The sequence below is a fragment of the Nocardioides coralli genome, assembly GCF_019880385.1.
GTDB classification, from domain to species: Bacteria; Actinomycetota; Actinomycetes; order Propionibacteriales; family Nocardioidaceae; genus Nocardioides; species Nocardioides coralli.
Window position 1 is genome coordinate 1134929 of record NZ_CP082273.1, and the last position, 16785, is coordinate 1151713.

Annotated in this window: 23 protein-coding genes; 11 read left to right on the top strand and 12 right to left on the bottom strand. The window is 73.0% G+C overall.

The genetic code is table 11. From position 1 onward, the window contains the following. Nucleotides 1-77: 77 nt before the first annotated feature. The gene (hisN, locus tag K6T13_RS05550) at nt 78-947 is read right to left on the bottom strand and encodes a histidinol-phosphatase (protein ID WP_222897527.1); all 870 of its coding nucleotides are present in this window, start codon (nt 945-947) and stop codon (nt 78-80) included. A gap of 42 nt (nt 948-989) precedes the next feature. Between hisN and K6T13_RS05555 the strand changes: the two genes are divergently transcribed. Next, entirely contained in the window at nt 990-1445 is a 456-nt protein-coding gene (locus tag K6T13_RS05555) for a DUF2231 domain-containing protein (RefSeq protein ID WP_222897528.1), read from the top strand. Nucleotides 1446-1512: 67 nt separating this feature from the next. Continuing rightward, nucleotides 1513-1962, top strand: coding sequence for a hypothetical protein (locus K6T13_RS05560; RefSeq protein WP_222897529.1), 450 nt, complete (start codon nt 1513-1515; stop codon nt 1960-1962). On the opposite strand, the gene rsgA is transcribed toward K6T13_RS05560, so the two are convergent. From rsgA to K6T13_RS05575, 3 genes are read right to left on the bottom strand one after another with little or no spacing between them, the layout of a single operon-like run. Continuing rightward, the gene (gene rsgA / locus K6T13_RS05565) at nt 1959-2981 is read right to left on the bottom strand and encodes a ribosome small subunit-dependent GTPase A (RefSeq protein WP_222897530.1); all 1023 of its coding nucleotides are present in this window, start codon (nt 2979-2981) and stop codon (nt 1959-1961) included. The two genes, K6T13_RS05560 and rsgA, sit on opposite strands and share 4 nt — an antisense overlap. Continuing rightward, on the bottom strand, nt 2981-4249 hold the full coding sequence (gene aroA / locus K6T13_RS05570) for a 3-phosphoshikimate 1-carboxyvinyltransferase (RefSeq protein ID WP_222897531.1): 1269 nt from the start codon (nt 4247-4249) through the stop codon (nt 2981-2983). Before aroA ends, rsgA begins: the two co-directional genes overlap by 1 nt. A gap of 25 nt (nt 4250-4274) precedes the next feature. Then, the gene (locus tag K6T13_RS05575; protein WP_222897532.1) at nt 4275-4805 is read right to left on the bottom strand and encodes a DoxX family protein; all 531 of its coding nucleotides are present in this window, start codon (nt 4803-4805) and stop codon (nt 4275-4277) included. 64 nt (nt 4806-4869) lie between these two features. On the opposite strand from K6T13_RS05575, the gene K6T13_RS05580 reads away from it, so the two are divergent. The 5 genes from K6T13_RS05580 to K6T13_RS17640 all read left to right on the top strand — a co-directional run bounded on the left by K6T13_RS05580 (nt 4870) and on the right by K6T13_RS17640 (nt 7403). Next, entirely contained in the window at nt 4870-5625 is a 756-nt protein-coding gene (locus tag K6T13_RS05580) for an SOS response-associated peptidase (RefSeq protein ID WP_222897533.1), read from the top strand. Next, nucleotides 5622-6284 carry an alpha/beta hydrolase family protein gene (locus tag K6T13_RS05585; RefSeq protein ID WP_249423951.1) on the top strand — a complete coding sequence of 221 codons (663 nt, stop codon included), beginning with the start codon at nt 5622-5624 and terminating at the stop codon, nt 6282-6284. The genes K6T13_RS05580 and K6T13_RS05585 overlap by 4 nt, the downstream gene beginning before the upstream one ends. A 63-nt stretch (nt 6285-6347) precedes the next feature. Then, nucleotides 6348-6977 (top strand): sigma-70 family RNA polymerase sigma factor, encoded by a 630-nt coding sequence (locus K6T13_RS05590; RefSeq protein ID WP_222897534.1) that lies wholly within the window; start codon nt 6348-6350, stop codon nt 6975-6977. Continuing rightward, complete coding sequence (gene rsrA, locus K6T13_RS05595; RefSeq protein ID WP_222897535.1) at nt 6974-7246, top strand: mycothiol system anti-sigma-R factor; 273 nt, start codon at nt 6974-6976, stop codon at nt 7244-7246. The genes K6T13_RS05590 and rsrA overlap by 4 nt, the downstream gene beginning before the upstream one ends. 82 nt (nt 7247-7328) lie before the next feature. Next, nucleotides 7329-7403, top strand: coding sequence for a 50S ribosomal protein bL37 (locus K6T13_RS17640; protein ID WP_425474887.1), 75 nt, complete (start codon nt 7329-7331; stop codon nt 7401-7403). Between the two features lie 61 nt (nt 7404-7464). Here K6T13_RS17640 and K6T13_RS05600 read toward each other — a convergent pair whose 3' ends face one another. From K6T13_RS05600 to K6T13_RS05615, 4 genes are read right to left on the bottom strand one after another with little or no spacing between them, the layout of a single operon-like run. Then, complete coding sequence (locus K6T13_RS05600) at nt 7465-7836, bottom strand: thioesterase family protein (protein WP_222897536.1); 372 nt, start codon at nt 7834-7836, stop codon at nt 7465-7467. Continuing rightward, a complete protein-coding gene (locus K6T13_RS05605) occupies nt 7833-8318 on the bottom strand; it encodes a GNAT family N-acetyltransferase (protein WP_222897537.1) in 486 nt (161 codons plus the stop codon). Before K6T13_RS05605 ends, K6T13_RS05600 begins: the two co-directional genes overlap by 4 nt. Further along, nucleotides 8318-10000, bottom strand: coding sequence for an acetolactate synthase (locus K6T13_RS05610; RefSeq protein ID WP_222897538.1), 1683 nt, complete (start codon nt 9998-10000; stop codon nt 8318-8320). Before K6T13_RS05610 ends, K6T13_RS05605 begins: the two co-directional genes overlap by 1 nt. Before the next feature lie 43 nt (nt 10001-10043). After that, complete coding sequence (locus K6T13_RS05615; protein WP_222897539.1) at nt 10044-10883, bottom strand: DUF2785 domain-containing protein; 840 nt, start codon at nt 10881-10883, stop codon at nt 10044-10046. Nucleotides 10884-10954: 71 nt separating this feature from the next. On the opposite strand from K6T13_RS05615, the gene K6T13_RS05620 reads away from it, so the two are divergent. Continuing rightward, on the top strand, nt 10955-12421 hold the full coding sequence (locus K6T13_RS05620; RefSeq protein WP_222897540.1) for a sensor histidine kinase: 1467 nt from the start codon (nt 10955-10957) through the stop codon (nt 12419-12421). Between the two features lie 14 nt (nt 12422-12435). Here K6T13_RS05620 and K6T13_RS05625 read toward each other — a convergent pair whose 3' ends face one another. Beyond that, entirely contained in the window at nt 12436-12687 is a 252-nt protein-coding gene (locus K6T13_RS05625; RefSeq protein WP_222897541.1) for a WhiB family transcriptional regulator, read from the bottom strand. Between the two features lie 272 nt (nt 12688-12959). On the opposite strand from K6T13_RS05625, the gene K6T13_RS05630 reads away from it, so the two are divergent. Beyond that, a complete protein-coding gene (locus tag K6T13_RS05630) occupies nt 12960-13283 on the top strand; it encodes a hypothetical protein (RefSeq protein WP_222897542.1) in 324 nt (107 codons plus the stop codon). Between the two features lie 34 nt (nt 13284-13317). Here the strand turns inward: K6T13_RS05630 and K6T13_RS05635 are convergent, their stop codons facing one another. From K6T13_RS05635 to sodN, 3 genes are all read right to left on the bottom strand, one after another. Beyond that, nucleotides 13318-14130 carry an RNA polymerase sigma factor SigF gene (locus K6T13_RS05635; RefSeq protein ID WP_222897543.1) on the bottom strand — a complete coding sequence of 271 codons (813 nt, stop codon included), beginning with the start codon at nt 14128-14130 and terminating at the stop codon, nt 13318-13320. Nucleotide 14131: 1 nt separating this feature from the next. Continuing rightward, on the bottom strand, nt 14132-14539 hold the full coding sequence (locus K6T13_RS05640; protein ID WP_222897544.1) for an ATP-binding protein: 408 nt from the start codon (nt 14537-14539) through the stop codon (nt 14132-14134). Between the two features lie 153 nt (nt 14540-14692). Continuing rightward, nucleotides 14693-15094 carry a superoxide dismutase, Ni gene (sodN, locus tag K6T13_RS05645; protein WP_222897545.1) on the bottom strand — a complete coding sequence of 134 codons (402 nt, stop codon included), beginning with the start codon at nt 15092-15094 and terminating at the stop codon, nt 14693-14695. 77 nt (nt 15095-15171) lie between these two features. Here sodN and K6T13_RS05650 point away from each other — a divergent pair, with 77 nt between their 5' ends. Both K6T13_RS05650 and K6T13_RS05655 read left to right on the top strand, forming a co-directional pair. After that, nucleotides 15172-15498, top strand: a complete 327-nt coding sequence (locus tag K6T13_RS05650) for a S24/S26 family peptidase (protein ID WP_222897546.1) — start codon at nt 15172-15174, stop codon at nt 15496-15498. A 55-nt stretch (nt 15499-15553) separates the two neighbouring features. Next, nucleotides 15554-16735, top strand: coding sequence for an NAD(P)-dependent malic enzyme (locus K6T13_RS05655; RefSeq protein ID WP_430228044.1), 1182 nt, complete (start codon nt 15554-15556; stop codon nt 16733-16735). The last annotated feature ends 50 nt before the right edge of the window (nt 16736-16785 follow it).

The window sequence follows — 16785 nt, forward strand, 5'->3', positions numbered from 1 at the left end:
AACTGGCCCCCGTCAACTGCTTCCACGCTAGCCCGGCGCGGACCCTCGCAACAGGTCCGCCACACGGTGAGACCCGATCAGTCCTCGCGGCCTCGACGCTCGCGCAGCTCGGAGACCGACCCCGGCCCCCGGGGTCGGGAGTCGGGGTCGTCGGCGTCGTCGGGCAGTGACCCGAGGAAGGCCAGGGCCGCCTCGTGCAGGTGGCCGTTGGAGGCCAGCGCGTTGCCGCCGAAGGGACCGTCGGTTCCATCGAGGGACGAGAACCGCCCACCGGCCTCCCGGACGATCACGTCGAGGGCGGCCATGTCGTAGAGCTCCAGCTCGGGCTCGGCGGCGAGGTCGACCGCTCCTTCAGCGAGCAGCATGTAGGACCAGAAGTCGCCGTAGGCCCGGGTGCGCCAGCACCGCCGTGAGAGCGAGAGGAAGTCGTCGAGACGGTCGCGCTCGTCCCAGCCGTGCAGGGAGGAGTAGGACAGGGAGGCGTCCTCGAGCCGGCGTACGTCGGAGACCTGGCAGCGGCTCGCCTTGAGCAGCGAGCGTCCCGTCCAGGCGCCGTTGTCGGCCGAGGCCCACCAGCGGCGCTGCAGCTGTGGTGCGGACACGACGCCGAGCACGGTCACGTCGTCGACCACCAGCGCGATCAGCGTCGCCCACACGGGGACACCGCGCACGAAGTTCTTGGTGCCGTCGATCGGGTCGACCACCCAGCGGCGCTGGCTGTGCCCCGTGGCTCCCTGTTCCTCGCCCAGCACGGCGTCACGCGAGCGCACCCGCGAGAGGGTGCGGCGGATGCTCTCCTCGACGGCCTGGTCGGCGTCGGTCACCGGCGTCAGGTCGGGCTTGCTCATGACGTGCAGGTCGAGCGCCCGGAACCGCGTGGTGGTCAGCGAGTCGGCGTCGTCGGCCAGCACGTGGGCGAGTCGCAGGTCGTCGGTGTAGTCGGGCACGGGCGCCACACTATGCGTACGGGACGGGAGTACCGTGCCGGCATGGAGATCAGCGGGCTGCCGCTGCACCCGTTGGTCGTGCACGCGGCCGTCGTCCTCGCCCCGCTGGGGGCGCTGACCGCCCTTGCCTACGCCGTCCCCGGCCGGTTCCGGGAGCGGCTGCGCTGGCCGATGCTGCTGACGGCGCTGGCCGCGACCGGGTCCGTCGTGGCGGCGTACGTGACCGGGACCGACTTCCTCGAGCGCCGGCCCGAGCTCGCCGACAACGCGCAGCTGCTGACGCACCGCGACCGCGCCCGGCTGCTGCTCTGGGTGACCCTGGGGTTCGGGGTCCTCGCCCTCGCCGCCGGGTGGTGGCACCAGCGGCCCGGGGTGGTCCGCCCGGTCCTGGCCGGGCTGCTCGCCGTCTCCGCCCTGGGGCTGCTCGTCCTGGCGGTGCTCACGGGCGACGCCGGGGCCCGCTCGGTGTGGGAGGGCGTGGGGGTGGACCGGACCTGATCGTCCGTTCGGACACACCTCGGCGATTGTCCGTACGCCGAGGTGGCGCAGGCCCTACCGTTTCTGCATGGACTTCGCCGGGCTGACGTGGCACGCCGCGTTCGTGGTGGCGGCCGTGGTCCTGGCGCCGGTGGGTTGCCTGGTGTCGCTCGGGTACGCCCTGCTGATCGAGCGCCGCGACTCGTGGCGCACCCCCATGCTGGTCACCGCCGTGCTCGGCGCCGTCTCCATCCTCGCTGCCTACGTCACCGGCGAGGGCACGCTCATGATCGAGCGTGGCGTGTCGGAGTCGCAGGACGACGTCGACCGCGAGTACGCCAACCAGCTCGCCCTGCCGACCGTGGGATGGCTGGTCGTGGCGTTGGTGACCGGGTGGGTCCACCCGCGCACGGGGGCGCTGCGGATCATGCTCCCGATGCTGCTGTTCGGGTTCGCACTCGTCGTGCTGGTGCTCACCATCCTGGCCGGCGACCCCGACGCGCGCTCGCTGCTCGAGACGATCACCGACGAGCTCTAGTAGCTCGGCTCGCTCCGCGCAGCCAGCAGTCGTCGGAACGAGTCCACGCGGTCGCGCTCAGCCTCCCCGGACGCGACCGCCGCGTCGAGGCCGCACTCGGGCTCGTCGTCCCCGTGGGTGCACCCCCGCGGGCAGTCCTCCGTCATCTCGTCGAGGTCGGGGAACGCCTCGATCAGGTCCTCCGGCCGGACGTGGGCGAGGCCGAAGGAGCGGATGCCGGGCGTGTCGACGATCCAGCCGGCCGGGTGGGGAGAGCCCGCCGGCGATCCGGGCAGCGCCAGCATCAGCGCCGAGGTGGAGGTGTGCCGGCCGCGGCCGGTGACGGCGTTGACGTGGCCGATCTCGCGGTCCGCGTCGGGGACCAGCGCGTTGACCAGCGTGGACTTGCCCACCCCGCTGTGCCCGACCAGCACGCTGGTCCGGCCGTGCAGGGCGCTCCGCAGCTCGCCGAGGTCGCCCCCCTTGCGGGTGACCAGCCACGGCACGCCCAGCGAGCGGTAGGTGGCGAGCAGGGTCTCGGGGTCGGCGAGATCGGCCTTGGTGAGGCACAGCAGCGGCTTCATCCCGGCGTCGTACGCCGCCACGAGGGCGCGGTCGATGAGCCGTGGCCGGGGCTCGGGGTCGGCCAGCGCGGTGACGATGACCAGCTGGTCGGCGTTGGCGACGACCACCCGCTCCACCGGGTCGTCGTCGTCGGCGGTGCGCCGCAGCACCGTGCGGCGCTCGGCCACCTCCACGATCCGGGCGAGGCTCCCCTCGGCACCGGACGTGTCGCCGACCACCCGCACCCGGTCGCCGACCACCACGCCCTTGCGACCGAGCGGGCGGGCCTTCATCGCCGTCACGGTCGTGCCGTCGACCAGCAGCGTGAACCGCCCCCGGTCGACCGTCACCACGGTCGCCTCGACGGCGTCGTCGTAGGTCGGCCGCTCCTTGGTGCGCGGCCGGGTCCGGCGGCGGGGGCGCTCGTAGTGCTCGTGGTCGTGCTCGCCGTACCGCCCGGGCCGTGCTCCCCCCATCAGAGGAGCCCGGCCCAGAAGTCGGCGAACTCGGGGAAGGTCTTGGCCGTGGTGGCGACGTCCTCGACCAGGACGCCGTCCACGGCTGCGCCCACGATCACGCCGGCGTGGGCCATCCGGTGGTCGGCATAGGTGTGGAAGACGCCGCCGTGCAGCGAGGCCGGGCGGAAGGACAGGCCGTCGTCGTGCTCGGTGACGTCGGCACCCAGGGCGCCCAGCTCCCGTGACAGGGCGGCCAGCCGGTCGGTCTCGTGGGCCCGGATGTGGGCGACCCCGCGCAGCCGGGACGGCTCGTCGGCGAGGGCGCAGAGCGCGGCTACCGCGGGCGTGAGCTCGCCGACGTCGTGGAGGTCGAGGTCGATCCCCTGCAGCTGCTCCGGTCCGGCCACCCGGAGTCCCTCGTCGGTGAAGCCGACGTCGCACCCCATCTCCGCCAGGATCTCGCGGAGCCGGTCGCCGGCCTGCGTGGTGGCGCGGGGCCAGTCGCGGACCGTGACCTCGCCCCCGGTCACCGCGGCGAGGGCCAGGAACGGGCCGGCGTTGGAGAGGTCGGGCTCGATGGTGCGGTCGACGGGCGTGAGCGGGCCCGGGGTCACGACCCACCGGTCGACGTCGGAGTCGTCGACGGCGACGCCGTGCTCGCGGAGCAGGGCGACCGACATCTCCACGTGTGGCAGCGAGGGGACCGGTGCGCCCGCGTGGCGGATGTCGACGCCGTCGTCGAAGCGGGCCCCGGCCAGCAGCAGCGCGGAGATGAACTGCGACGAGGCCGAGGCGTCGAGGGCGACCGGCCCGCCCCGGACCCGGCCGCTGCCGTGGACGGTGAACGGCAGCGTGTCGCCGGGGACGTCGACGCCGAGGGCCCGCAGCGCGGCGAGCACCTGCCCGACCGGACGCTGCCGCATGTGGGCGTCGCCGTCGAAGTCGACCGCTCCCTCGGCCAGGCCGGCAACCGGTGGGAGGAACCGCATCACGGTCCCGGCGAGGCCGCAGTCCACCCGGGCCGGCCCGGTCAGCCGGGCGGGGGTCACGAGCCAGTCGTCCCGGTCGCTGTCCACCCCGCACCCCAGCGCCACCAGCCCTGCGGCCATGAGGCGGGTGTCGCGCGATCGCAGCGGGCGGCGTACGACGCTGGGGCCCTCGGCCAGGGCCGCCAGCACCAGCGCGCGGTTGGTGAGCGACTTGCTGCCGGGCAGCGAGACCACCGCGGAGACCGGCCCTGCGGCACGCGGGGCCGGCCACGGGTCGGCGAGCCGGGTGGTGGTCACCCGGGAAGCGTATCGAGGCCGGGGGCTACCCGATCTGCGCCGCGGCCAGCTTGGCCTCCCGGCGCGCGGAGGTGGCGAGGTGGCGGGCCTCGCGGCGGGCGTCCTTCGCCGCGCGGCGGGCACGCCAGGCCATCCCCGGCTTCCCCTCGGTGTCGACGGCGGCGAGCATCAGCCCGCCCAGCATCGAGACGTTCTTGAAGAAGTGGATCTTCTGGTTCCGGCGCTGCTCGGGGTCCTCCTCCTCCCAGAACCGGTGACCGGCGGCGGTCGTCGGGACGAGCGAGGCGGCGAGGAGGGTGGCGGAGAGTCTCGGGAGGCGTCCGGTGGCGAGCATCGCGGCGGCGCCGATCTGGGCGGCGGCGTTGATCCGCACCAGCGTCACGGTCTCGGTCGGGATGGGCGCCTGCGGCAGCGCCTTCCGGGCCAGGGGGGTCAGCCGCTCGGCCACCGGCTCGGCCCGGGCCGCGTGGGCCTCGCTGTTGCGCAGGGCGTTGACACCGCCCACCACGAACATCGAGGCGAGCATCGGCCGGGCGAGCAGTCGCGAGATCGTCATGGGCCCATCTTGCACGATCGTCGTGCGGCGCCGTCGGGGCGTCGCGCCCGGTTAGGGTCGGCACATGTGCGGTCGCTACGCCTCGAGCCGGAAGCCGGAGGACCTGGTGGAGGAGTTCGAGGTCGTCGACAGCCGGGTCGAGCAGCCGCTCGAGCCGGACTACAACGTCGCGCCGACCAAGGAGGTCTACGCGGTGATGGAGCGCAAGCCGTCCCGCGACTCCGAGGAGGATCCGCAGCGCCAGCTGCGCACGCTGCGCTGGGGCCTGGTGCCCTCGTGGGCGAAGGACCCCGGCATCGGCAACCGGCTGATCAACGCCCGGATGGAGACGGTCGCCGAGAAGCCCTCCTTCAAGCGGGCGTTCGCCGCCCGCCGGTGCCTGCTCCCGGCCGACGGCTACTTCGAGTGGTACCCCACCTCACAGAGGACCGCGGCCGGCAAGCCCGCCAAGCAGCCCTTCTTCATCCGGCCCCAGGACGGCGGCGTCCTGGCCATGGCCGGCCTCTACGAGATCTGGCGTGACCCGACTCGCGACGACGACGATCCCGACCGGTTCCGCTGGACCTGCACGGTGCTGACCACCGAGGCCGAGGACGCCGTCGGCCACATCCACGACCGGATGCCGCTCATGGTCGAACGGGAGCGGTGGGGAACCTGGCTGGACCCGCGGGTCTCCGGCGCGGACGACCTGCTGGGGCTGCTGGTGCCCGCGGCGCCGGGACAGCTCGAGGCCTTCCCCGTCTCCGCCCGGGTCAGCAACGTGCGCAACAACGGCCCCGACCTCGTCGAGCCGATCCCGCTCGAGGACGCGCTGTCGTGAACGCCGTGGTCTCCGGGCACGAGTCGCACTTCGACACGCCGCACGGGCCGGCCCGGACCGTGACGGCCCGGGCCCGCCGGTCGGTGGCCACCCTGCTGCTCAGCCACGGGGCGGGGGCCGGGATCCACACTCGCGACCTGGTCGCCCTGGCCGAGGCGCTGCCCCGGCAGGGAATCACCGTGGTGTGCCTCGAGCAGCCGTGGGTGCTGGCCGGCCGCAAGGTGGCCAGCCCACCGGCGACGCTCGACGACGGCCTGCGAGCCGCCGCTGCGCGGCTGCGGGGCAGCACCCCGCTGATCGTCGGCGGGCGCTCCGCGGGGGCGCGGTCGGCCTCCCGGTGCGCTCTCGACCTCGGCGCCGTCGGGGTGCTGGCGCTCGCCTTCCCACTGCACCCGCCCGGCAAGCCCGACAAGAGCCGGCTCCACGAGCTGCTCGGTGCCGGCGTACCCACCCTGGTCGTGCAGGGGGAGCGGGACGCCTTCGGCCGGCCGGAGGAGTTCCCGCCGGAGGTGGAGCTGTGCGTGATCCCGGGCGCCGACCACGGCCTCAAGGTGCCCGCCCGGGGTCCGGTGTCCCAGGAGGAGGCGCTGGGGATCGTCGTCGAGGCGACCCTCGAGTGGGTGGTCCGTGAGGCGGTCGGGGAATCACCCGCGGGGTAGGTGCGTTGTGGCCATGTGCTCGCGACGATGGAACGACCAGACACGCCAGTACGCTGGGGGACGATGACCGACGAGACCAGCGTCGACGAGATCGACGTCGCCACCGAGTCCGACGAGGACCGAGCCGCACGCTTCGAGCGTGACGCGCTGCCCTTCCTCGACCAGCTGTACGCCGCGGCGATGCGGATGACCCGCAACCCTGCCGACGCCGAGGACCTCGTGCAGGAGACCTTCGCCAAGGCCTTCTCCTCCTTCAAGCAGTTCAAGCCGGGGACCAACCTGAAGGCGTGGCTCTACCGCATCCTCACCAACACCTTCATCAACAGCTACCGCAAGAAGCAGCGGCAGCCGCAGCAGTCGATGACGGAGGACGTCGAGGACTGGCAGCTCGCCCGCGCCGAGTCCCACACCTCCTCGGGACTGAAGTCGGCCGAGACCGAGGCGCTGGAGCGGCTGCCGGACTCCCAGGTCAAGGACGCGCTCCAGCAGCTCCCCGAGGAGTTCCGGCTCGCGGTCTACCTCGCCGACGTCGAGGGGTTCGCCTACAAGGAGATCGCCGAGATCATGGAGACCCCCATCGGGACCGTGATGTCCCGGCTGCACCGCGGGCGCCGGCAGCTGCGGGACCTGCTCGCCGACCATGTCCGGGCCCACGACCTGCTGCCCATCGGTCCCGAAGGAGGCGACGCGTGAGCCACCACCACGACCACACCGCGGACCAGTGCGCCGACTACCTCGAGCGCATCGTCTACTTCCTCGACAACGAGCTAGATGCCGCCGACTGCGCGGTCGTGCAGCGGCACCTCGACGAGTGCGGTCCGTGCCTGGAGAAGTTCGACCTGCAGCGCACCGTCAAGTCGGTCGTCGCACGCTCGTGCTCCTCCGAGCACGCCCCCGAGGAGCTGCGGGCCCGCGTGCTCGTGCAGATCCGCCAGGTCCAGGTGCGGATCACCGACGTCTGAGCCCGCGGATCCGACCCTGGCGATTACGGCGGTCCGTCACGGGTCTGCGAGACTGTGCCGAGCAACTGATCGGAGGACGACCATGGGCAAGACCGGCCGCAAGCGTCGTGCGCGCAGGAAGAAGAGCGCGAACCACGGCAAGCGCCCCAACAGCTGAGACGCTGACGATTCTCCCGGACCCCCGGCCCACGGCCGGGGGTCCGTCGTCTGTGGGTGCGTCAGAGCCGCGACAGGAAGCGCTCGGCGTCCACGACGACGCGGGTCACCTCGCCCGACCCGACCAGCTTTCCGTCGGCGTGGCGCGCCGAGACCGTGAAGCGGTGCAGGCGACCGTCGACGTACGCCGCGCTGGCCGTCACCTCGACCTCCGCGCCCACCGGCGAGGCCGCCAGGTGCTCCAGCGTGACCCGGGTCCCGACCGAGGTGCCACCCGCGGGCAGTGCCGGCTCGATGGCCGCGCACGTCACCGCCTCGGCCCACGCCAGCAGCCGCGGCGTCGCCAGCACCGGCAGGCTGCCGCTGCCGACGGCCTCGGCCGTGTCGGCCTCGGTGACGGTGAAGCTCCGGGTCGCGGCGAGGGTGTCGGTCACGTCAGCTCCTTGGTGAAGGCGATCAGGTGGACTCCCGGGACCGGGTCCCAGTCCCGGTGCGGGCAGCGGGTGTAGCCGAGCCGGGCGTAGACCCGGTGCGCCGCGGCCATGGTCGGCAACGACGACAGCACCATCCGCGTGGCGCCGTGCTCCCGGGCCCTGGCCTCGCACAGCGCGGCCAGCGCCTGGCCGACGCCACGCCCGCGGACGTCGGGGTGGACCGAGAGCATCCGGAACTCGCCCTCGGTCGCGTCGCGGGCCAGCTCGCGCCACGGCGAGCCCGGCGGGCAGAACGTCACGCAGCCCAGCAGGGTCGTGCCGTCGGCGGCCACCCAGACCTCGGCCTCCCGGTCACGCAGGGCCACGTCGGCCACCCGGTCGCGGTAGAAGTCCTCGGCGCCGGTGAAGAAGTCCTCGTACGCCGCCACGCACAGCCGGCCGGCGGCGTCGAGCTCGGTCCTCGCGGGGCGCCGCAGCTCCATCAGACGCCGAAGGTGTTGCGCGGGTAGGCCGCCTCCACGTCGGTGATGACGTTGACGAGGTAGGGCACGTCGGCCGCGAAGGCGCGATCGAGGGCCGCCCCGATCTGGCGCGGGTCCGTGACGGTCTCGCCCGCACCACCCAGGGCCTTGACGACCTCGTCGTACCGGGTCTGCCCGGCCAGGTCGGCCGCGACGTCGTAGCCGTAGAGCATCTGCATGGGACCCTTCTCGAGCCCCCAGGCGGAGTTGTTGCCGCACACCATCACGACGGGCAGCTGGTGCCGGACCAGGGTGTCCACGTCCATCAGGGAGAAGCCGGCCGCGCCGTCGCCGAGCAGCAGCACCACCTGGGAGGAGGGGCGTGCCAGGCGGGCGGCGATCGCCGAGCCGAGCCCGGCCCCGAGGCACCCGTAGGGGCCCGGGTCGAGCCAGCCGCCGGGCTGCTTGGGCTCGACGAACTTGCCGGCGAAGGAGACGAAGTCACCGCCGTCGCCGATGACCACGGCGTCCTCTGCCAGCCGGGGCACCAGCTCGCCGTAGATCCGGGCCGGGTGGATCGGGTCGGCCTCGGCGGAGAGCAGGGCGGCGTCGCGCTCGACGGCCTGCGCCACGCCCTGCTGGAGCTCGTCGACCCACGAGGACCAGTCGGGGCGGCGCACGACCTGCTGCACAGCGGTGAGCAGGCCGTCGAGGGTGCGCGTCAGGTCGCCGGACACGGAGGCGGCGAGCTCGGCGTGCCCGGACACCTGGCCCGGCGAGTCGGCGACGTGGACGACCTGCGCCGGCTGGGCACCGTCCTTGCCGCCGAACACGCCGTAGCCGAGCCGGAAGTCGAGCGGGGTGCCGACCACGACGACGAGGTCGGCGCCGCCGAGTGCCTGCCCCCGCGCCTTGGTCACCAGCAGCGGGTGACCGCCCGGGACGATCCCGCGGCCCATGCCGTTGGTGATGGCGGGGACGCCGGTGGACTCGACGAGCCGCAGCGCGGCCTCCTCGGCGCCGTCGGCCCACACGTCGGTGCCCAGGATCAGCACCGGCCGGCGCGCGGACGCCAGCAGCTCGGCGACCTCGGCGATCGCGTCGGGGTCCGGCTCCGCGCCCCGCTGTGCCGCGGCCGCGGGGAGCGTGCCGGACGCCGAGTTGAAGAACTCGTCCATGGGGACGTCGACGAAGACCGGGCCACGGTGAGGGGTCCGGGCGGTGGCGAACGCCTCGTGCATCCCCTCGAGCACCGCGTCGGCGGTGTGGAGCGTGCGCGCCGACTTGGCGATGGGCGCGATGATCGGCGGCTGGTCGAGCTCCTGCAGGCTGCCGCTGCCCCACCGGTTCGCGGGGGCGCGGCCCCCCACGACGACCATCGGCGATCCGGCGAACTGAGCCTGTGCCACCGCGCTGAGACCGTTGGTCACGCCGGGGCCGGCCGTGAGGACCGCGAGCCCGGGCACCCGGGTCAGCTTGCCGGTCGCCTCGGCCGCGAACGCCGCGGTCTGCTCGTGGCGGACGTCGAGCAGCCGCAGGGGCGGGTCGGCCTTGACCGCGCCGTCGTACATCGGGAACACGTGGGCGCCCGAGAGGGTGAACATCGTCTCGACGCCGTGGGCACGCGCCACGGCGACCGCGAGCTCGCCCGCGTGGCCGGACAGCTGGCCGGTGGCCTCGGTGGAGGCGTGGAGATCGGTCATGCCCCGCAGGCTACTCAAGGGTAGTGGCGGGCCGCCGACCCGCTCAGCGGCCGAGCGTCCAGGGGTTGCTGGCGCGCAGGGCGTCGACCGTCACCAGGACCAGGTCGGCGCGGTCGGCCGGCGGGGTGGGCCCGAGCGAGAGCTGCAGGTAGAGCGCGCGCAGGAAGTGCTGGGCGTTGAGCGTCGGCCGGTAGGGGTCCACGTGGCCACGGGTGAGGTGGGAGTTGGCACGAGCGGCGATGCGGGCGATCCACGGCTCGACGACGCGGGTCGGCACGAGGTTGCGCCGCAGCACCCCCATCACGGCGTGCGCCAACCGGTCCGGCTCGCCGTAGAGCAGCGGCTGGTCGCTCTGGAGCAGCCGGTCCGCGACCACGTCGAGGAGCACGGTGAGCTCGTTGAGGCCGAAGTGGCGGGAGCCGGCGAGGGAACCGACGGCATCGGCGCCGTGGGCGACCGCGTGCGCCCAGCCCTTGCCGGGGACGAAGCCACGCAGGTCGCGCTCCCGCAGGAACCACGACACGATCTGGTCGCCCCACCGCAGCACCTTCTCCCCGGGGACCAGGTGCTGGGAGGTGTCGCGCTCCACGACCGTGGCCAGGACGAGCACGCTGAACGAGCGCCGGAAGACGGTGTCGGTGTCGGACTCGCCCAGGCCGGTCGCGAGGCCGGCGGCCATGCCGTCTCCGAGGCCCACCAGCAGCTCGTCGTAGACGCCGCGGTCGATCCAGGTGCCGAGGGTGGGATAGGCGACGCCGTCGCGGAGCTCGGGGTCGGGGGAGCCGAGCAGGGTGGTCAGCTCGGCGGTCAGCTCGGCCAGCGGGCGGTCGGTGGGGACGGCGAGCCCTCGCTCCAGCACCTGCTTCCAGTACCGCCCGGACATGGCGCCCATCCTGCCAGTCGACCCCCGGTCGTCACGACCCGGCTGCGCCGTCACCGCCTACCCTCGGGGGCGTGCCGTCGTTGACCGAGCTCGTGCGCAGCCACACCGACCTCGACCACGAGGACGTGGCCTGGCTGCAGCTCATCCAGGCGGACTGGCAGATCGTGGCCGACCTGTCCTTCGCCGACCTGGTGCTGTGGTTGCCCGACCGTGAAGGACGTGGATTCTGGGCGGGTAGCCAGATGCGACCGACGACCGGGCCCACCGCCCTCGTGGACGACGTGGTGGGCCGTTTCGTGCCCCGCGGGCGGCGGCCCATGCTCGACGAGGCCTACGAGCGGGGGCGGGTGGTCCGCGAGGGGGACCCGGAGTGGCGCGACCACGTCCCGGTCCGTGTGGAGACCATCCCCGTGCGGCGCAGCGGTCGCGTGATCGCCGTCATCGCGCGCAACACCAACCTGCTCGGCGTACGCACCCCGAGTCGTCTGGAGCTCTCCTACCTGCAGACCGCCGCCGACCTGAGCCAGATGATCGCAGCCGGCGAGTTCCCCGCCCCCGGCCAGCGCAGCGACCACGCCGACTCCCCGCGGGTGGGCGACGGCTTCGTGCGCATCGACGTCCACGGGCGGGTCACCTACGCCAGCCCCAACGCGCTGTCGGTGTTCCGACGGTTGGGCCTCTCCGGGGACCTGGAGGGGCTGGTGCTCACCGACGTGACCCGCGACCTGGTCCCGGCGCGGCGCCGACCTGACGAGGAGACCGTGTCGGCGGTGCTCGGCGGGCGCGCGCACCGTGACACCGAGCTGGGCACCGACGAGGTGGTGCTGATCGTCCGGTCGATCCCGCTGGCCCCGGCCGGGGAGAGGATCGGCGCGCTGGTGCTGGTGCGCGACGTGACCGACCTGCGGCGGCGCGACCGGGAGCTGGTGACGAAGGACGCCACGATCCGCGAGATCCACCACCGGGTGAAGAACAACCTGCAGACCGTCGCGGCCCTGCTGCGGCTGCAGGCACGCCGGATCGAGGCGCCGGCGGCGCGGTCGGCGCTGGAGGAGGCGGTGCGCCGGGTGGGCTCGATCGCCATCGTCCACGAGACGCTGAGTGCCGCCGCCGACGAACGGGTCGACTTCGACGAGGTGGCCGATCGGCTCGGACGGATGGTGACCGAAGTCAGTGCGTCCGGCGACCGCGTCCGGGTGGCGCGCTCAGGGTCCTTCGGTGTGCTCGGCTCCGACACGGCGACGGCGCTGGCGATGGTGCTGACCGAGGTGCTGCAGAACGCCGTCGAGCACGGCTACGGCAGCGACCAGGGAGGCACGATCACGATGCAGGTCGGGATCGTGGCCGGCCGTCTGCAGGTGGCGGTCACCGACGACGGTCGGGGGCTGCCGGAAGGCTTCGACCTCGACGCCAGCACCAGCCTCGGGCTCTCGATCGTGCGGACGCTCGTGGAGTCCGAGCTCGGCGGCCGGCTCGGTGTCGGCGACGTGTCGGGTGACGGTGGGACGCGCGTGACGCTGGACCTGCCGCGACCCTGAGCCGGGACCTGGCCTCAGGCGGTGCGGACGCGGGCCCGGGCGTTGCGTCGCTTGAGCGCCCGCCGCTCGTCCTCGCTCATGCCGCCCCACACACCGTGGTCCTGACCAGCCTCGAGCGCCCACGCGAGGCACTGCTCGCGTACCTCGCAGCGTCGGCACACCTGCTTGGCCTCCTCGATCTGGAGGATAGCCGGACCGGTGTTGCCGATCGGGAAGAACAGCTCCGGATCCTCGTCGAGGCATGCGGAGCGGTCGCGCCAATCCATGGCTGGGGAATCCCTCTCTTCTGACGTCAGGGGGCGGCTTCTCACCGCACGGGTCCTGCCCGGCCTGTGGCCGTAGGGCAGGACGAATCGCACGCTTTCATTCGCGCAGCGCCTAGCGTGGCAAGAGTTTGATCGTGAAACAACCCCGAATCACCGTCGATTCCGTCACAGAGGCCTCCCTTAGGGTTGAGATCGTGAGCCCCCGTACCGACCAGAATCCACCGCCTCTCACCGTAGCGGCCTCACTGGTCGCTGTGGAAGGGGTTGTCCTGGTGTTGCTGGGCCTCGCAGAGGTCGCCACCCTGGCCTCCACCCGGCTGGCGATGGGGTTGACCACCGCGGCGTTCTTCGCGGTGTACGGCGTGGGCCTGCTGCTCTGCGCCTGGCAGCTCGCCCGACGGGAGTCCTGGGCCCGCAGCCCGGTCGTGCTGGCCCAGCTGATCCAGCTGGGGCTGGCCTGGAGCTTCCGGGGCGACGGCACCACCTGGGTGGCCATCCTGCTGGCCGTCGCCGGGGTCGTCGTGATCGCCGGTGTGCTCCACCCGGCGAGCCTCGAGGCCCTCGCCGACCGCCCGGCCGGCGACGAACGGGTCTGACGCCCGACCCGACGCTGGCCCGCTGTCGGGGAGCTCAGCCCTCCTGGAGGGAGGTCCGGAGCTGGGCCAGGGTGCGGGTGAGCAGCCGGGAGACGTGCATCTGGGAGACGCCGACCTCCGCAGCGATCTGGGACTGGGTCATGTTGCGGAAGAACCGCAGCAGCAGGATCTGCTTCTCGCGCGGCTCGAGGCCGTCGATCAGCGGCTTGAGCGACTCGCGGATCTCGACGTGCTCCAACCGCGGGTCGTGGTCGCCCAGGGCGTCGAACAGCGGGGTCGGGCCGTCGCCCTCGGCGCCGGCGTCGAGCGACAGGGTCGCGTACGCGTTGCCGGACTCCAGACCTTCGACGATCTCCTCGACGCTGCAGCCGAGCCGCTCGGCGAGCTCGCGAGGCGTGGGGGAGCGTCCCAGCCGCTGGGTGAGCTCGGCCGTGCTGGCACCGATCTGCATCCGCAGCTCCTGCAGCCGCCGCGGCACCCGGATCGCCCAGCCCTTGTCGCGGAAGTGGCGCTTGATCTCGCCGATGATCGTCGGGGTGGCGTAGGTCGAGAACTCGACGCCGCGGTCGACGTCGAAGCGGTCGATGGACTTCAGCAGCCCGATGGTCCCGACCTGCACCAGGTCCTCGAACGGCTCGCCGCGGTTGCGGAAGCGGCGGGCGCAGTGCTGGACCAGGGGAAGGTGGAGCCGGACCAGCCGGTCGCGCGCCGTCTCGAGGTCGAGCGGGGTGCTGGTGGCGTCGGCGAGCACGGCGAACAGCTCGAGGCTGTGTCGCCGGCTGTCGTCGACCCCTGGCGAGGACGGATCCCCGAGCTGATCCTCGCCCCGGCTGGTCTGGGAGGTCATGTCAGAGGCTGGGCTCCAGGGTCTCCGTCTCGAGCGTCAGGGTGACGGCGAGCTTTCCCTCCCCGGCCTCCGCGGTGGCCGAGCTGGCCAGGGTGTCCAGCACCTGCCAGGCGAAGCTGTCGTAGTCGGGGGTCCCGATGTCGGCGCCCGTCACCGCGACACGGACCGTCAGCCGGGAGGGCGCGAGATGGAACTCGGCCAGCAGGGAGCTGCCCTCGTCGGCCTCGGGCAGCACGAGCGCGCAGGCCTCGCCGACGGCGATCCGCAGGTCCTCGATGTGGTCGATGGTGAAGTCGAGGCGAGCCGCCAGTCCAGCGGTCGTCGTGCGCAGCACGGACACGTAGGCGCTGTCCGCCGGCAGCCGCAGCTCGACGTCCGCGCGTGGACTCTCCGGGCCAGTGAGTGACATGGGGGGCCGTCCTCCTCGCACATGGGCTGGTGCCGACACTAGCCGGGGCCGGCCGCCGTGTCCGGCAGGCCGACCCCGGCTGTGTGTTCGGGTGTTCTCGCTCCGACGGCCCGCGCGGTCCGTGCGGGCCGTGCGGTCCGTGCGGTCCGATCCTCAGGACTTCTTGGTCTCCCAGAAGATCTCGGCGATCTCGTCGATCTTGGCCAGCAGCTCGTCGGCCTTGCCTGCGTCCAGCTCGCCCTTGGTGCCGGACGCCCCGGCCAGCTTGGTGGCCTCGTTGAACAGCTGGTGCAGCTGCGGGTACTTCTCGAAGTGCGGGGGCTTGAAGTAGTCGGTCCACAGCACCCAGAGGTGGTGCTTGACCAGCTCGGACCGCTGCTCCTTGATGACGATGGCGCGGGTACGGAAGTCGGGGTCGTCGTTGTCGGCGACCTTCTCGATGATGCCCTTGATCGACTCGGCCTCGATGCGTGCCTGCGCCGGGTCGTAGACGCCGCAGGGGAGGTCGCAGTGCGCCGCGACCTCGACGGTGGGCATGAACAGCTTCGTGAACACGTGGAGTCCACTCCTATCTGCTGGGGTTCGGTCGTCCGTCGACTGCGACACTACTCCGCGTGTCACCACCCTTGAAGGTGAGTCTGATCCCGTTCGGGATCGCTGTCGTGCGCGGCACCTCGATGCTGCCGGGACTCCGTGACGGCGACCGGCTCCTGGTCAGGTACGGCGCCGCGGTCCGGCCCGGAGCGGTGGTCGTGGGCCGCTTCGCCGACGGGACCCTTGCGGTCAAACGGGCAGCGGAGCAGCGGCCGGCTCGTGACGGCTCCCGCGGCTGGTGGCTGCTCGGCGACAACCCCGACGGGCTCGACTCGCGGCACCGCGGTCCGGTGCCCGAGACCGACGTCCTCGGTGTCGCGGTCGCGCGCGTGTGGCCCCGGCCTCGAGGGCTCCGCCCGCGGTGAGTCGGCGGTGAGATCGCGCGGTGCCGGGCGCGGCGGTGTGGAAGGATCGCTGGCCGTGGCTGACCCGCTCCCGCACCCGCACGCCGGTGATCCGGTGTTCGACCTGCACGTCGGCGGCAAGACGGAGATCCGGTCCACCGTCGCGCTGGCGGGCCGGGACGACCTGTCCCTCGCCTACACGCCCGGTGTGGCCCGCGTCTGTGAGGCGATCGCCGCCGACCCCGACCTGAGCCGTCACTACACCTGGGTGCCCAACACCGTGGCCGTCGTGACCGACGGCACCGCGGTGCTCGGCCTCGGTGACATCGGGCCGGCCGCCGCCATGCCGGTGATGGAGGGCAAGGCCGTGCTGTTCAAGCAGTTCGGTGGGGTCGACGCCGTCCCGATCTGCCTCGACACGACGGACGTCGAGGAGATCATCGACACCGTCGCCCGCCTCGCTCCGAGCTTCGGGGGGATCAACCTCGAGGACATCTCAGCGCCTCGGTGCTTCGAGATCGAGAGTCGGCTCAAGGAGCGGCTCGACATCCCGGTGTTCCACGACGACCAGCACGGGACGGCGGTGGTCGCGCTCGCCGCCCTCACCAACGCCTTGCGGCTCACGGGTCGCGGCGCGCACGGCACCCGCGTCGTCATCTCGGGGGCCGGCGCGGCCGGCGTGGCCGTCGCCCGGATCCTCCTCGAGGCCGGCGTCGACGACATCGCGGTGCTCGACCGTCAGGGGGTCCTCAACTCCGAGCGCTCCGACCTGACGCCCGTCAAGCGTGCTCTCGCCCGGGACACCGCCGACCAGCACGGCCGCCGCGGCAGGCTGGCCGAGGTGATGGCCGGAGCCGACGTCTACATCGGCGTCAGTGGTGGCACGGTCCCCGAGGACGTCGTCGCCAGCATGGCCTCCGACGCCATCGTCTTCGGTCTCGCCAACCCGCACCCCGAGGTGCACCCCGACGTCGCCCACCGGCACGCCCGGGTGGTGGCGACCGGCCGCTCCGACTTCCCGAACCAGATCAACAACGTGCTCGCCTTCCCCGGCATCTTCCGGGGCGCCTTCGACGTCCACGCCACCGCGATCACCGAGGCCATGAAGCTCGCGGCCGCCGAGGCGCTGGCGGCGCTGGTCGGCGACGACCTGCGTGAGGACCACATCGTCCCCTCGCCCTTCGACGAGCGCGTGGGACCGGCTGTGGCCAGCGCCGTCGCCGCAGCGGCACGCGCTGACGGGGTCGCGCGGGCCTGAATCCGGCCCCGGCTCGGTCCCCTCGTTCCTCGGGCACGGTCTAGGGTCGT